The 14,044-nt window shown below is 67.2% G+C and carries 12 protein-coding genes and 1 tRNA gene; 6 read left to right on the top strand and 7 right to left on the bottom strand.

The window, feature by feature from the left end; genetic code table 11:
* Positions 1-72: 72 nt before the first annotated feature.
* Positions 73-864: a tryptophan synthase subunit alpha gene (trpA, locus tag LOS8367_RS06275; protein WP_085895636.1), complete on the bottom strand. Its 792-nt coding sequence runs from the start codon at positions 862-864 to the stop codon at positions 73-75.
* A 65-nt stretch (positions 865-929) separates the two neighbouring features.
* A complete protein-coding gene (locus LOS8367_RS06280) occupies positions 930-1,364 on the bottom strand; it encodes a VOC family protein (RefSeq protein ID WP_085895637.1) in 435 nt (144 codons plus the stop codon).
* Between the two features lie 123 nt (positions 1,365-1,487).
* On the opposite strand from LOS8367_RS06280, the gene ychF reads away from it, so the two are divergent.
* Entirely contained in the window at positions 1,488-2,585 is a 1,098-nt protein-coding gene (gene ychF, locus LOS8367_RS06285) for a redox-regulated ATPase YchF (protein ID WP_085895638.1), read from the top strand.
* Between the two features lie 90 nt (positions 2,586-2,675).
* Positions 2,676-3,134: a GNAT family N-acetyltransferase gene (locus LOS8367_RS06290; protein ID WP_085895639.1), complete on the top strand. Its 459-nt coding sequence runs from the start codon at positions 2,676-2,678 to the stop codon at positions 3,132-3,134.
* Here the strand turns inward: LOS8367_RS06290 and LOS8367_RS06295 are convergent.
* Both LOS8367_RS06295 and LOS8367_RS06300 read right to left on the bottom strand, forming a co-directional pair.
* Positions 3,131-4,579, bottom strand: coding sequence for a UdgX family uracil-DNA binding protein (locus LOS8367_RS06295; RefSeq protein ID WP_085895640.1), 1,449 nt, complete (start codon positions 4,577-4,579; stop codon positions 3,131-3,133). The genes LOS8367_RS06290 and LOS8367_RS06295 overlap by 4 nt on opposite strands.
* Before the next feature lie 12 nt (positions 4,580-4,591).
* Positions 4,592-5,824 carry a putative DNA modification/repair radical SAM protein gene (locus LOS8367_RS06300; protein ID WP_085895641.1) on the bottom strand — a complete coding sequence of 411 codons (1,233 nt, stop codon included), beginning with the start codon at positions 5,822-5,824 and terminating at the stop codon, positions 4,592-4,594.
* A gap of 89 nt (positions 5,825-5,913) precedes the next feature.
* On the opposite strand from LOS8367_RS06300, the gene LOS8367_RS06305 reads away from it, so the two are divergent.
* From LOS8367_RS06305 to LOS8367_RS18995, 3 genes are all read left to right on the top strand, one after another.
* Positions 5,914-6,807 carry a metallophosphoesterase gene (locus tag LOS8367_RS06305; RefSeq protein ID WP_085895642.1) on the top strand — a complete coding sequence of 298 codons (894 nt, stop codon included), beginning with the start codon at positions 5,914-5,916 and terminating at the stop codon, positions 6,805-6,807.
* 69 nt (positions 6,808-6,876) lie between these two features.
* Positions 6,877-6,966, top strand: a tRNA-Ser gene (locus LOS8367_RS06310).
* A gap of 164 nt (positions 6,967-7,130) precedes the next feature.
* A complete protein-coding gene (locus LOS8367_RS18995) occupies positions 7,131-7,295 on the top strand; it encodes an RSP_7527 family protein (protein ID WP_165761396.1) in 165 nt (54 codons plus the stop codon).
* 46 nt (positions 7,296-7,341) lie between these two features.
* On the opposite strand, the gene LOS8367_RS06315 is transcribed toward LOS8367_RS18995, so the two are convergent.
* Positions 7,342-10,788: an indolepyruvate ferredoxin oxidoreductase family protein gene (locus LOS8367_RS06315; protein ID WP_085895643.1), complete on the bottom strand. Its 3,447-nt coding sequence runs from the start codon at positions 10,786-10,788 to the stop codon at positions 7,342-7,344.
* A 129-nt stretch (positions 10,789-10,917) separates the two neighbouring features.
* On the opposite strand from LOS8367_RS06315, the gene LOS8367_RS06320 reads away from it, so the two are divergent.
* Complete coding sequence (locus LOS8367_RS06320) at positions 10,918-11,382, top strand: Lrp/AsnC family transcriptional regulator (protein ID WP_085895644.1); 465 nt, start codon at positions 10,918-10,920, stop codon at positions 11,380-11,382.
* Positions 11,383-11,389: 7 nt separating this feature from the next.
* Here LOS8367_RS06320 and LOS8367_RS06325 read toward each other — a convergent pair whose 3' ends face one another.
* Both LOS8367_RS06325 and paaZ read right to left on the bottom strand, forming a co-directional pair.
* Positions 11,390-11,998 carry an acyltransferase gene (locus LOS8367_RS06325; RefSeq protein WP_085895645.1) on the bottom strand — a complete coding sequence of 203 codons (609 nt, stop codon included), beginning with the start codon at positions 11,996-11,998 and terminating at the stop codon, positions 11,390-11,392.
* Positions 11,998-14,043 carry a phenylacetic acid degradation bifunctional protein PaaZ gene (paaZ, locus tag LOS8367_RS06330; RefSeq protein ID WP_106534998.1) on the bottom strand — a complete coding sequence of 682 codons (2,046 nt, stop codon included), beginning with the start codon at positions 14,041-14,043 and terminating at the stop codon, positions 11,998-12,000. Before paaZ ends, LOS8367_RS06325 begins: the two co-directional genes overlap by 1 nt.
* Position 14,044: the final 1 nt, after the last annotated feature.

Consider the following 14,044-nt stretch of genomic DNA (forward strand, 5'->3'; position numbering starts at 1 on the left):
AGCCGCGCTCGCAATGACGGACGGCGCCGCGAGGGGCGCCGTCGGGTTCGCGTATTTGAGGGACAAGGTCGATCAGGCGGAATGCGCGCCATCGGACAACGCCTTCACGAAGGCGAGGATCTCGGGGACCGGCTTGCCTTCGGCGATCTGGCTGACGATGGCCGAACCCACCACGGTGCCGTCGGCGATGCTAGCGATGTTCTTCGCGGTCTCGGGGGTCTTAACGCCGAAGCCCACGATGATCGGCAGGTCGGTCTTCGACTTGATCCGCGCCACTTCGGGAGCCACCGCCTCGGCCTGCGCCTCGGCCGCGCCGGTGATGCCGGTGATCGAGACGTAGTAGACGAAGCCGGAGGTGTTCTGCAGCACCTTGGGCAGGCGCGCGTCATCGGTGGTCGGCGTGGCGAGGCGGATGAAGTTCAGGCCGGCCTGCTGTGCGGGCAGGCACAGCTCGGCGTCTTCCTCGGGCGGCAGGTCGACGACGATCAGCCCGTCGATCCCGGCCTCCTTCGCCTGTTCGAGGAACTTCGGCACGCCGCGCGAATGGATCGGATTGTAATAGCCCATCATCACGATCGGCGTCCTGTCATCGGTCTTGCGCAGGTCGCGCGCGATCTCGAGCGTCCGGTCGAGCGTCATGCCCTGCGCCAGCGCCCGTTGGCCGGCAAGCTGGATCGTCGCGCCATCGGCCATAGGATCGGTGAAGGGCAGCCCCAACTCGATGATGTCGACGCCCGCGCCGGGCAGGCCGCGCACGATCTCCTTGGAGGTCTCGAAATCCGGGTCGCCGGCCATGACATAGGCCACGAAGGCCTTGCGCCCCTCGGATTTCAGCCGCGCGAAAGTGTCGTCGATGCGTGTCATGCCCGTCCCCTCTGGCCCGATCCCCTCGCGGTTTGGGCCAAAGGGGGGCGGAAATCAATGGGGGCTCAGGCTTGGGGCTGGTCCGGCATGGGGGCCTCGACGCCGACCATCCAGCGCGTGCCATAGCGATCGGTCAGCGTGCCGAAGCCCTCGGACCAGAAGGTCCTCTCGAACTCCATATGGATCTGACCATGCTCCGCCAGCGCGTCGAACACGGCGCGGGCGCGGGCGACATCGGGCAGGTCGACGGTGATCGAGCAGCCCGCCATCTCCGGGCTTCCGCCCATGATGTCGTCGCTGGCATAGATCCAACCCTCCCCGATCTTCAGCGCCGCGTGCATCACCGCCTGCGGGCTGGCCTCGGGGAGGGAGTCGCGCATCTCCTGCGGCGCCTCGGAGAAGGTCATCACGTTGGCGGGCGGCGCGTCGAAGATCCGGGCATAGGCGGCCAGCGCCTCGGCGCAGTTGCCGTGAAAGGTGACATAGGGAATCGGGATCATCGTGCAGGCTCCTTGCATTTCCCGGCGAGCATGGCACGCACTCCCCCGTGTCACCAAGCCTTGGCTTGCGCGAAGCCGCCCGTGCGGATAGGACCGCCGCGATGTGCTGATAGGAGGCGTGACATGGGCTTTCGCATGGGGATCGTGGGGCTGCCGAATGTCGGCAAGTCCACCCTGTTCAACGCGCTGACGCGCACCGCCGCGGCCCAGGCCGCCAACTTTCCCTTCTGCACGATCGAGCCGAATGTCGGCGACGTCGCCGTGCCCGATCCGCGCCTCGACAAGCTGGCGGCGATCGCCAAGTCCAAGCAGGTAATCCCGACCCGGATGACCTTCGTGGACATCGCGGGGCTGGTGAAGGGCGCGTCGAAGGGCGAGGGCCTCGGCAACCAGTTCCTCGCCAATATCCGCGAGACCGATGCCATCGCCCACGTGCTGCGCTGCTTCGAGGATGGCGACGTGGTCCATGTCGACGGCCGCGTCGATCCGGTGGCCGATGCGCAGGTGATCGAGACCGAGCTGATGCTCGCCGATCTGGAATCGGTCGAGAAGCGGCTGCAGGGCCTGCAGCGCAAGGTGCGCGGCGGCGACAAGGAGGCCGCCGATCAGGAGCGCCTGCTGAAGGCCGCGCAGGCGGCGCTGTCCGAGGGTAGGCCCGCCCGCACCGTCGAGGTCGCCGACGACGACCGCAAGGCATGGAAGATGCTGCAGCTCCTGACCGCCAAGCCGGTGCTCTATGTCTGCAACGTCGAGGAAAGCTCGGCCGCGACCGGCAACAGCCAGTCCGCCAAGGTGGCCGAGATGGCCGCCGCCGAGGGCAACGCCCATGTCGTGATCTCCGCCCGGATCGAGGAGGAGATCAGCCAGCTCGACGCCGAGGAGCAGGCCATGTTCCTCGAGGAGATGGGCCTCGAAGAGGCCGGTCTCGACCGGCTGATCCGCGCGGGTTACGACCTCCTGCATCTCGAGACCTACTTCACCGTCGGCCCCAAGGAAGCGCGCGCCTGGACCATCCGCCAGGGCACGCTGGCGCCGCAGGCGGCGGGCGTGATCCACGGCGATTTCGAGCGCGGCTTCATCCGCGCCGAGACCATCGCCTACGAGGATTTCGTCAGCCTGGGCGGCGAGGCTGCTGCCAAGGAGGCGGGCAAGATGCGCGCCGAGGGCAAGGGATACCTCGTCAAGGACGGCGACGTAATGCACTTCCTGTTTAACACCTGACCCGCGCGGGGGCGCGGCGCACCGGTTGCGCCGCGCCCCCCGAATCGGGCAATCACACCCCTTTCCGTCGCCGAGAAAGGGAAAAGCGCGATGCCCGACCTGACACTCCGCCGCAACCGCGAGCGCGATCTCGCGCCACTGGCGCGCCTGCTGACCGACGAGACCGATCTGCGGCTCGTGAACCCCTCGGCCCAGCATCCCTTCGATCCGTTCGAATGGCAGGAGAAGTGGCTTGGCGACCTGCACGACGAATCCTTCTATGTGCTGGACGATCAGGGTCGCGAGATCGGCTTCTTCGCGATGCGGGTTGGCATCGGGCCCGAGGTGCGCCATCTCACCTACGTGTTTCTCGAGGAGGCCGCGCGCGGCGGCGCGGGCGCCGATATGGCGCGGCTGATCGAGCAGGCGGGGCGCGATCTCGACGCGCTGTCGATCACGCTCAAGGTCGAAACCGACAACGCGCCCGCGCACAATCTCTATCTCGCGGCCGGTTACGAGGAGTTGAGCCAGCGCGACGGCATGGCGACGATGCGGCTCGATCTCGACTAGGAGGCGCGCAGCTCTTCCAGATGCGCCTGCGCCGATTTCAGATCGGCGCGAAACTTCTCGGTCTCGTCGTCGCGCAGCGCCGGATCGGGCAGGCGCAGCAGGTAAGAGGGGTGGACCGTCAGAAACACCGGCACGCCCTCGGGGGTCTCCTCGACCGTGCCGCGCCGCGACAGAATCCCCTTTCGCGAACCGGTCAGGCTCTCGGCGGCGGTGCCGCCCATCGACAGGATCAGTTTCGGGCGCACCAGCTCGATCTCGGACTGCAACCAGAAGCGGCAGGCCTTGATCTCGCCGGTGTTCGGGTTCTGGTGGATGCGCCGCTTGCCCTTGGGCGCGAACTTGAAATGCTTCACCGCATTGGTGACGAAGGCGCGGCTGCGGTCGATCCCGGCCTCGCGGGCGATCCGGTCGAACATCTGCCCCGCGGGACCGACGAAGGGCCGGCCAGCCAAATCCTCCTGATCGCCGGGCTGTTCACCCACCACCATCAGATCGGCGTCGCGCGGGCCTTCGCCCGGCACCGCCTGCGTCGCGTTCTCGTAGAGCGGGCAGCGAGTACAGGCGTTCTCTTCCGCCCGAAGTTGATCGAGATCATCAGCCATCGCGCGCACAACGCCGGGTGCGGCGAGCCGTTCCGTGATCTTCGCGGCACGAAGAGGCGGCAGGGTAGGGGCGGCGGCTTGCATTGCCTCGGCCCGTGCCCCGGCGCTCGCGATCATCTCGGGGATATGCCGCGCCTCAGGCAGGTTCTTCCAGTACTTCTTGGGCATCTCCGACATCATCGCCCCGACCTTGAGCCGTGCGGGGTTGAAGATGTTGCGGAAATAGGTGCCCCAAAGCTCCTCGGTCGCGTCCTCGGGGATGTCCGGCTTGGGCTGCCCCTCGGCGAAGCTAAGCTCGCCGTTCTCGAAAATCGCCGTGAGGTCCGGCGTCGCGATCATCCAATCCATGTCGGCGAAGCGGCGCGCGAAGAAGGGGGCGGTGGGCTCCAGCGTGAAATGCGTGGGCTCGAACCACGCGGCGAAGCGACGGCGCGGCAGATCGCGCGCTCCGATCTCGCGAAACCGCACGAAGGCGGTCATCTTGTGCCGGTCGCGATGCACCGCCTTTTCCATGGAGCGCAGCTTGGCCAGGGCAGCGTCTCCGCGATCCTCCATCAACCCCTTCTCGGATCTCAGTCGCCACAGCATCGCGTAGAGCCGGGCGAAGCGTTCGGGATCACGATGCCAGACCACCGAGCCCGCTAGCGACACGAAATCGCGCGGCACCTTGAGGGTGGCGCGCGTCTGCGCGACCTGTTCCGGCGCCTGTGCGAAGAGGTCCTCTTCGGTCGCGCCCCGGCTCCACGTCACCTCGTCCGGCGGCACGCGCCGCGCAATCAGCCCCCGCGCGGCGTCGCGCCAGGCCTTGTCGGTTCCGGTATGGGGCAGGGCGACGTGCGGCATGGGCCCGAAACGTCAGAACAGCGACAGCTGTTCCGGCTGCGGTGCGAAGCGCGCCGCGAGGTCCGGCGCGTCCAGCAGCGCGCCGGGCGTCCAGTCCGCGAGCGTCACGAAGGGCCGGGCGTTCTTCATGTTGGCCCCCATCCGCACCAGATCGTCCCAGCGCAGCCGACGATGCCGCCGCGCCGCGATGATCCGGCCCACGGTCTTGGCCCCGAAGCCCGGCACCCTGAGCAGCGCCTCGCGATCGGCGCGCATCGGATCGACCGGAAAGGCGTGACGATTGCGCAGCGCCCAAGCGAGCTTGGGATCGATCGCGAGGTCGAGATTGCCATCCGTCCCGGCAGTGATCTCGCCCGCATTGAAGCCGTAGAACCGCATCAGCCAATCGGCTTGGTAGAGCCGGTGCTCGCGCATCAAGGGCGGCTTGATCAGCGGCAGCTTGGCCGTGGCATCGGGGATCGGCGAGAAGGCCGAATAATAGACCCGCTTGAGCCCGTAGGAGGAATAGAGCCGGGTCGACTGGCCGAGGATCGTCGCGTCGTTCGACCCGTCGGCGCCGATGATCATTTGCGTCGACTGACCCGCAGGCGCGAAGCGCGGCGGCCGTTTGCCGGTGTGGCTTTTGTCCTTCGCGGCCTCCTTGCGCATCCGCACACCGGCCATCGCACGGCGGATCGTGTCGGGTTTCTTCTCGGGCGCGTATTGCGTCACGCTCGCGTCGGTCGGCATCTCGACATTGATCGAGACCCGGTCGGCATAGAGCCCCGCCTGTTCGATCAGCTCCTCGCTCGCCTCGGGGATGGTCTTGAGATGGATGTAGCCGCGGAAGTTCTCTTCGAGGCGCAGCTTCTTGGCGATCCGGACCATGTCCTCCATGGTCTTGTCCGGGCTCTGGATGATGCCCGAGGACAGGAACAGCCCTTCGATGTAGTTGCGCCGGTAGAACTCCAGCGTCAGTTTCACCACCTCGTCGACGCTGAAGCGCGCGCGCTCGGTGTTCGACGACACCCGGTTCACACAATAGGCGCAGTCGAAGATGCAGAAATTCGTCATCAGGATCTTCAGGAGACTGATGCAGCGCCCGTCCGGCGCATAGGCGTGGCAGATGCCCGACCCTTCGGTCGAGCCGAGACCCTTGCCGTCCTTGGAGTTGCGCTTCGCCGTTCCCGAAGACGCGCAGGAGGCGTCGTAGCGGGCGGCGTCGGAGAGGATGGCGAGCTTGCGTTCGAGGCTGTGCGCTGTCATGTCGTTCAGCTAATGTTCTGCCCCTCTCGCAACAAGGTGGCGCATCTGCGACAGGTTGTCCGCGCGCGTCTTTCCGCTAGCTCGGCCGCATGAACGCCTTCGACGTGATCCCGGACATCCATGCCGACCCGGGTCGGCTGGAAAGCAGTCTCGACGCCGCGGAGCCCGGCGCGCATCTGGCGCTGCTCGGCGATTTCATCGACGCGCTGCCGGGGCAGGCGGCCGTCTCCGACCGCACGGTGCTGGTGCGGGTCCGCGATCTGATCGAGACGGGCCGCGCGGTGGCGGTCATGGGCAACCACGAACTGAACGCGGTCTTGTTTCATCGGCTGGGTATCGACGGCGCGGCGCTGCGCCGTCACAGCGCGCGCAACATGGCCCAGCATCGCAGCTTCGTGGCGGATTTCGGAATCATGACACTTGAGGCGCTGGGCTGGACCGACTGGTTCCTGTCGCTTCCGCTATGGCTGGAGCGGGACGGTCTGCGTCTCGTTCATGCCTGCTGGAGCGCGCCGGCGGTCGAAACCATCGCGGCGCGCCGCCCCGACGGCCGCCTGCGACCCGAAGACCTGCCCGAGATCGCGACCCGCTCCAGCCGCTTCGGCCGGGCGGTGCAGATGCTGGTGACCGGGCCCGAACTGACCTTGCCTGAGGGGCACGGCTTCACCGACAGCCACGGCGCGATGCGACGCCGCGTGCGCCTTGCATGGTGGCGCCATGGCGCGGCGCGCTGGCGCGAGGCGGCGCTGTCGGTTCCCCGCCCCGAAGAGCTTCCCGACGCCCCGATACCGCGCCGCCCCAACTTCGCCTTCTACGATCAAGAGGCGCCACCGGTGCTCTGCGGCCACTACAAGATGCAGGGCGCACCGCGCATCGAGGCGCATAACGTCGCCTGCCTAGACTATCCGGCTAGCCCCTGCCTTTACCGCTGGCGCGGCGAAAGCCGGTTGAGTCCCGCGCATCTGGCGACGCTGGACGGCTGATCCCAGATTTCCGCCACGGAGCGGATTTCGCCCTTGTTTTCGCTTCCGCCGCCGCATAGACACACCGGCGGAGACGTGGCCGAGTGGTCGAAGGCACACCCCTGCTAAGGGTGCAGGCGGGAAACCGTCTCGAGGGTTCGAATCCCTTCGTCTCCGCCACTTCCGCATTATCAATGGCTGAATTTTGTCTCGTACGCATAGACTACGACGCGCGTCAGGGCATGCGTTTGCCGCATGGCGGCATTGACTGGCATCCGGGCGGAAACGGGGCCATTTGGGGGGTGCGGGCGATAAGGCCCGCCGATGTTCCCAATGAGCCGAAGATGACCCAGATCGTTCGCTATACCCACCCGACTCAAGCCCAGATGGAGGCCGTCCTGACTGAGGCGCGCCAGATGCGCTCCGACATGATCGCGCGCCTGTTCCATGACGTCGCCGCCAAACTGCGCGGCGTGCTCGTCGGCGGCAAGGCGCCCGCCACGGCCTGATCGCGTATCGGCGGAGCGGCGTGATGTCGCTCCGCCGCGCCTGATCTCAGGCGGCCATCCGGGATGCGAGCGCGGCACGCAACTCGGCGACGCGGGGCTTCACCCGCGACACCGCCTCGGCCTTGACCGGGCCGAAACCGCGGATCTCCATCGGGGCGGACAGCAGCGCCCGACAGGTGCCGAGATCGGCCGCCGACGCCGCGGCGCAATCGCTCATCACCTCCTCGAACCAGCCGATCAGTTCGCGCTCCATTCGCCTCTCGGCTGTGTAACCGAACGGGTCGAAGACGCTGCCCCGAAGCCGCTTCAGCTTTGCCAGCGCGCGAAAGCCGGGTCGGATCCACGCGCCGAAAGCACGCTTGCGCGGGCGGCCGCGGCTGTCGCGACCCAGCGGCAGGAGCGGCGGCGCGAGATGGTGCTTCACGGTGAAATCGCCGTCGAACTCCGACTGCAGCGCCTCGGTAAAGCGGGGCAGGCTGTGCAGCCGGGCCACCTCGTACTCGTCCTTGTAGGACATCAGCTTGAACAGCGATTTCGCGGCCAGGCGGGTCAGTTCCTCGGCTTCTTCCGCGGGCCGGGCAAGGCTCTTGCAGAAGCGCGAGAGCCGGTCGCGATAGCGCTGCGCCCAGGCCGCGTCCTGATAATCCTCGAGAAAGGCTGCGCGGCGGTCGATCAGCCGCTCCAGCGGCTCCTCCCCGGCGGGCGCCTGCTGGCCCAGCGCCTCTTGCAGTAGCTCGGGACGCGCCGCGAGCAGGCGGCCATAGGCCAGCGCCATGCGGTTCTTCTCGATCGCGACGCCGTTCAATTCGACGGCCTGCTCCAGCGCCGCGAGGCTTACCGGCACCAGACCGCTCTGCCAGGCATGGCCCAGCATGATGACGTTGGAGAACACCGCGTCGCCCAAGAGCGCCTCGGCGACGGCGTTGGCGTCGAAGGCGTCGAGTTTGTCGGCCCCCACCGCCGCGGCGATCGCCGCCTCTCGCGCATCGACCTTCAGATCGGCGTCGCGGTGCAGCACCAGATCGCCGGTCGGCATCTCGGCGCGGTTCAGGACGACGCGGGTGCCACGCCGGTAGCACACGCTCGCCTTGGGCGAGGATGAGGCGACGATGTCGCAGGCGATCACCGCATCCGCCGTGCCGGCCTCGATCCGCACCTGGTGGATCTCGTCCGGGCCGCGGGCGAGGCGGATATAGCTCAGCACGGTGCCGAATTTCTGCGCAAAGCCGGTGAAGTCGAGAACGCTCGACCCCTTGCCTTCGAGATGCGCCGCCATGGTGATCAGCGCGCCTACGGTGACGACGCCGGTACCGCCGACGCCCGAAACCAGAAGCTCGTAGGGCTTCGCAAGCTGGGGCAGGGCGGGTAGCGGCAGATCGGCAGCCAGCGCCAGAGCGTCGATACCGGCGCCCTCACGCTTCTTGCGGGTCGCGCCCTCGACGGTGACAAAACTCGGACAGAAGCCTTCGAGACAGGAGAAATCCTTGTTGCAGCTCGACAGGTTGATCTTCCGCTTGCGGCCGAACTCGGTCTCCTTGGGTTCGACGGAGAGGCAGTTCGAGGCGACCGAGCAGTCGCCGCAGCCCTCGCAGACCAGCTCGTTGATATAGGCGAAGCGCTTGGGGTCCTCCATCGTGCCGCGTTTGCGGCGGCGGCGCTTCTCGGTGGCGCAGGTCTGCTCGTAGATAAGAACCGTGACGCCGGGGATCTCGCGCAGTTCGCGCTGGATCCGGTCGAGATCGCGGCGATGGTCGATGGTGGTGCCCTTCGGGAAATCGGCGTGATCGAACTTCAGCGGGTCGTCCGAGACCAGCGCGATCCGTTCCACCCCCTCGGCGCGGCAGGACTGGGCGATGCCCTGCACGCTCACGGGGCCGTCCACCGGCTGGCCGCCGGTCATCGCGACAGCGTCGTTGTAGAGGATCTTGTAGGTGATGTTGGTTTTCGCCGCGACCGCCTGCCGGATCGCAAGCGAACCCGAGTGATACCACGTGCCTTCGCCAAGGTTCTGGAAGATGTGGCGACCGCCATTGAACTTCGACGCCGCGACCCAGGGCACGCCTTCGCCGCCCATCTGCGCGTAGCCCAGCGTCTCGCGGTCCATCCATGACGCCATGACGTGGCAACCGATGCCCGAGTTCGCCTGGCTGCCCTCGGGCAGCTTGGTCGAGGTGTTGTGCGGGCAGCCCGAGCAAAAATAGGGCGTGCGGGTCGCGCCGGAGATCGACAGGATCGGCGGCGGCGTCTCGGTGAGCGCCCGCGCCTTGGCCGGAAAGCCCTCCTCAGGAAACAGCTTGTCGAGCCGCTTTGCGAGGGCGGGAAGCAGCACCTTAGGCGACAACTCCCCGGTCCATGGCAGCAGCGGGTTGCCCGGCCCGTCGAACTTGCCGACCATGCGCGCGGGCTTGTGACCGGGCCAGTCGTAGAAATATTCCTTGAGCTGGCTTTCGATGATGCCGCGCTTTTCCTCGACGACGAAGACCTCCTGCTTTTCCTGCACGAAGTCGAGCGCGGCGCGGCGCGCGAGCGGCCAGACCATGCCGACCTTGTAGACGTCGATCCCGAGGCGGCGGCATTCGGCCTCATCGAGGCCAAGGAGCCGCAGCGCCTCCATCAGGTCGAGATGTCCCTTGCCGGTGCTGACGATGCCGAAGCGGGCGTCGGGGATGCCATAGATCGCGCGGTCGATAGGGTTGGCCTCAGCAAAGGCCTGTACGGCGGCAAGCTTGTGCTGCATCCGCGCTTCGATCTCGGGGCTGGGCAGGTCCGACAGGCGCACGTGGAGCCCGCCTTGGGGCGCCGTGTAGTTCGGCTGTGCGAAATCGCGCGGGGGGAGAAGTTCGACCGACTGGCCGCTTTCGACCGTTTCGGAGATGGCCTTGAAGCCGACCCAGGTGCCGGAAAAGCGCGACAGCGCGAAGCCCCATTCGCCGAAGGGGAGGTATTCGGCGACCGAGGCCGGGTTCAGCACCGGCATGAACCACGCCATGAAGGCGACGTCCGACTGGTGCGACATCGACGACGACACGCAGCCATGATCGTCGCCCGCCACCACCAGCACGCCGCCCTTGGGCGACGAGCCATAGGCGTTGCCATGCTTGAGCGCATCGCCCGAGCGATCGAGGCCGGGGCCCTTGCCGTACCACATGGAGAACACGCCCTCGACCTCGGCGCGCGGGTCGAGCGCGAGCTGCTGCGCGCCGAGCACGGCGGTGGCGCCGAGATCCTCGTTCACGGCGGGCAGGAACTCGATCCGGTGCTCTTCGAGCTGCGCCTTGCCGCGCCACAGCTCCATGTCGAGCGCGCCCAGCGGCGATCCGCGATAGCCCGAGACGAAGCCGGCGGTGTTCATGCCTTCGGCTCTGTCACGCCGGGCCTGGTCGAGCATGATGCGCACCAGCGCCTGCGTGCCGGTCAGGAACACGCGCCCCTCGGTGCGCCTGTAGCGGTCCGACAATTGGTAGCTGCGGAAGCTGTGCGATTGATCTGTCATGGCGGAGTCCTCCCCGACTCTGGCTTGCTCCACTGTGGACCCGGCACGGTGGATATTGCTTTCAGTTTCGCGCGACTGGCGCTAGTTTGCGGAACGCCGTTTCATGCGGCCGCCTGTTCTCGGAATGAAATGGTCACATCTCTCGATCCTGCCGACATCCGTATCCTCGCCGCCTTGCAGGAGGACGGCCGGCTGTCGAATGTCGATCTGGCGGAAAAGGTCGGCATGTCTGCCTCCTCCTGCTGGCGGCGGGTGCGGGCGCTGGAAGAGGCCGGGGCGATCGAGCGGCCCGGGGTCCGGCTCAACCCCGAGGCCTGCGGGCTGACGTTTCAGGCGATCGTGCATGTCAGCCTCGTGCGCCACGAAATGCGGCCCGTGGAGGATTTCATTCGCGCCGTTCAGTCGCGGCCCGAGATCCAGGAATGCTACGCCACGACCGGTCAGGCCGATTATCACCTGAGGGTGCTCTGCCGCGACCTCGCCGCCTACAACGCGTTTCTCGAGCAGTTTCTGTTTCGCCAGCCTGCGGTGGCCAGCGCGCAGACCAACATGGTGCTGCGCGCGGTCAAGACGCGCGGCGTGCTGCCGCTCTAGCGGGACGTCACCTCTGCGGCGTGGCGAGGTATTTCGGATCGTAGGCTGGGGCCTCGATCCGTCTCCGACCCTCCTCGGCGCGGGGCAGGGGATCGCAGGGCACGAGCTTCTCGCCCGCCTCTGCCGCGAGCCGGCTGTAGATCGCGGTGCCCTGGCTTTTCCACGCGACCTCTTCCTCGGTGAGTTCGCGGATCACCTTGGCGGGCATGCCGACCACCATCGAGCGCGGCGGGATCTGCATCCCCGCCTTCACGAAGGCCAGCGCCGCGACGATGCTTTCCGCCCCAACGACCACGTCGTCCATGATCACGGCGTTCATGCCGACCATGGCGTTCTCGCCGACGCGGCAGCCATGCAGCACCGCGCCGTGCCCGACATGGCCACGCTCTTCGATCACCACGTCCTTGTTCGGAAAGGCGTGCATGACGCAGGTTTCCTGCAGGTTGGCGTTGGCGCCGACGATGACGCGGCCGAAATCGCCGCGCAGGATCGCGCCGGGGCCAACATAGGCGCCGGGCCCGACATGTGCATCGCCGATCAGGACGGCTTCGGGGTGAACGAAGGCGGTCGGGTCGACCACCGGGACCACCCCGTCATAAGCATAGACGCGGGCCATCAGAGGTCCCGCTGCTGCTTTGCCACCAGCGTCAGCACGTCGTACTGCGCCACCACCTCGGCATCGTCGCGCAGCACGGTGCAGTCCCAGCGGACCTCGCCGTAATCATCCGTCTCGCGCGGGTTGATCTGCTTGGCGGTAAGCTGGACGCGTAGGCTGTCGCCCGCGTTCACCGGCGTCATGAAGCGCAGGTTGTCGACACCGTAATTGGCCAGCACCGGGCCCTCGTCGGGCTGAACGAAGAGACCGGCAGCGAAGGAGACGATCAGGTAGCCATGCGCGACGCGGCCCTCGAAGAACGGGTTCCGCTGCGCCGCTTCCTCGTCCATGTGGGCGTAGAAGGTGTCGCCGGTGAAGTTGGCGAAGTGCTCGATGTCCTCGAGCGTCACTTTGCGCGCCTCGGTGACGACAGTGTCGCCGATCTCCAGCTCCGCCAGCGACTTGCGGAAGGGGTGCACTTCCGTCTCGCGGCGGCTTGCCCCCGGCATCCACTGGCCGATCACCGCCGTAAGCTGGTCCGGCGTACCCTGCAGCGCCGTTCGCTGCATGAAATGCTTCACCGCGCGCATGCCGCCCAGCTCTTCGCCGCCACCGGCGCGGCCCGGCCCGCCATGCACCATCTGGGGCAGGGGGGAGCCATGGCCGGTCGAGGTCTTGGCGGAGAGGCGGTTGCCGAACAGCACCCGGCCATGCAGCTTGGCGATGCCGCGACCGAGCGTCTTCGCGACCTCCGTATCGTCGGTAAAGACCGAAGCGACCAGCGAGCCTGCGCCGCGATTGGCGATCTCGATCGCCTCGTCGAGGCTGTCATAGGGCATCAGCGTGCAGACCGGTCCGAAAGCCTCGATCTCATGCGGGGCCTTAGCGGTCAGCGGCTGGTCACAGACCAACACGCAAGGCGCGACGAACGCACCCGTCTCCGGCACCGCCCCCGGCGCGATGGCGATGCGGGCCTCGGCGCCGATCGCCTCGACGGCGCGGCGAACCTCCTCGACCTGATCGGTCGAGGCCAGAGCGCCCATGCGGGTGGCGGCGTCACCGGGATGGCCGATCACCGTCTTCTCGATCCGCACGCGCAGCGCCTCGATCGTCGGTTCGACCAGCGCGCGCGGCAGGATGGCGCGACGGATCGCGGTGCATTTCTGGCCCGCCTTGGCGGTCATCTCCCGATGCACTTCCTTGACGAACAGATCGAATTCCGGGCTATCCGGTGTGGCGTCTTGACCGAGGATGCAGGCGTTGAGGCTGTCGGCTTCGGCGGTGAAGCGCACCGCGTTCTCGATGATCGCCGGCGTATTGCGCAGCTTGCGCGCTGTCGCGGCCGAGCCGGTAAAGGTCACCACGTCCTGGCAGGTGACGCGGTCCAGCAAGTCGCCAGTGCGGCCGCAGATCAGCTGCAACGCGCCTTCGGGTAGCTCGCCGGTTTCCAGCATCAGCCGCACGCAGGTTTCGGTGAGGTAGGAGGTCTGGCTGGCGGGCTTCACGATGGCGGGCATGCCCGCGAGCCATGTCGGCGCGAGCTTTTCCAGCATCCCCCAGACCGGAAAGTTGAAGGCGTTGATGTGGATCGCCACGCCTTCGAGGGGCATCAGCACGTGCTGGCCGATGAAGCTGCCATCCTTCGACAGGATCTCAGGCGCACCGTCGGGGATGACCTGCGCATTGGGCAGTTCGCGCCGGCCCTTCGAGGCATAGGAGAGCATCGTGCCGATGCCGCCCTCGATATCGATCCAGCCATCCGAGCGGGTGGCGCCGGTCGCGGTGGAGATCGCGTAGAGCTCCTCCTTGCGCTCCATCAGCGCCAGACCGATCCGCTTCATCATCATCGCGCGCTGATGGGTGGTCATCTCGCGCAAGGCCGGGCCGCCGACCTCGCGGCCGTGACGCAGCATCTCTTCCATGTCGATGCCGGTGGCGTCGACGCGGGCGACCGGATCGCCGGTCGCGGCATCGACCACGATCTGGCCCTCGCCGGTACCGGCCTGCCAGCGGCCCGCGACGTAGCTTTCAAGACGGCGCGGTTCGGTGGGGATGGCGTCCAGCATG

Origin of the sequence: Limimaricola soesokkakensis (assembly GCF_900172345.1) — a bacterium.
Taxonomy (GTDB): domain Bacteria; phylum Pseudomonadota; class Alphaproteobacteria; order Rhodobacterales; family Rhodobacteraceae; genus Limimaricola; species Limimaricola soesokkakensis.

What these genes read in the sequence shown, in the direction of transcription:
- trpA (WP_085895636.1), bottom strand. Translation starts at nt 864, where the DNA reads ATGACACGCATCGACGACACTTTCGCGCGGCTGAAATCCGAGGGGCGC.
- LOS8367_RS06280 (WP_085895637.1), bottom strand. Translation starts at nt 1,364, where the DNA reads ATGATCCCGATTCCCTATGTCACCTTTCACGGCAACTGCGCCGAGGCG.
- ychF (WP_085895638.1), top strand. Translation starts at nt 1,488, where the DNA reads ATGGGCTTTCGCATGGGGATCGTGGGGCTGCCGAATGTCGGCAAGTCC.
- LOS8367_RS06290 (WP_085895639.1), top strand. Translation starts at nt 2,676, where the DNA reads ATGCCCGACCTGACACTCCGCCGCAACCGCGAGCGCGATCTCGCGCCA.
- LOS8367_RS06295 (WP_085895640.1), bottom strand. Translation starts at nt 4,579, where the DNA reads ATGCCGCACGTCGCCCTGCCCCATACCGGAACCGACAAGGCCTGGCGC.
- LOS8367_RS06300 (WP_085895641.1), bottom strand. Translation starts at nt 5,824, where the DNA reads ATGACAGCGCACAGCCTCGAACGCAAGCTCGCCATCCTCTCCGACGCC.
- LOS8367_RS06305 (WP_085895642.1), top strand. Translation starts at nt 5,914, where the DNA reads ATGAACGCCTTCGACGTGATCCCGGACATCCATGCCGACCCGGGTCGG.
- LOS8367_RS18995 (WP_165761396.1), top strand. Translation starts at nt 7,131, where the DNA reads ATGACCCAGATCGTTCGCTATACCCACCCGACTCAAGCCCAGATGGAG.
- LOS8367_RS06315 (WP_085895643.1), bottom strand. Translation starts at nt 10,788, where the DNA reads ATGACAGATCAATCGCACAGCTTCCGCAGCTACCAATTGTCGGACCGC.
- LOS8367_RS06320 (WP_085895644.1), top strand. Translation starts at nt 10,918, where the DNA reads ATGGTCACATCTCTCGATCCTGCCGACATCCGTATCCTCGCCGCCTTG.
- LOS8367_RS06325 (WP_085895645.1), bottom strand. Translation starts at nt 11,998, where the DNA reads ATGGCCCGCGTCTATGCTTATGACGGGGTGGTCCCGGTGGTCGACCCG.
- paaZ (WP_106534998.1), bottom strand. Translation starts at nt 14,043, where the DNA reads ATGCTGGACGCCATCCCCACCGAACCGCGCCGTCTTGAAAGCTACGTC.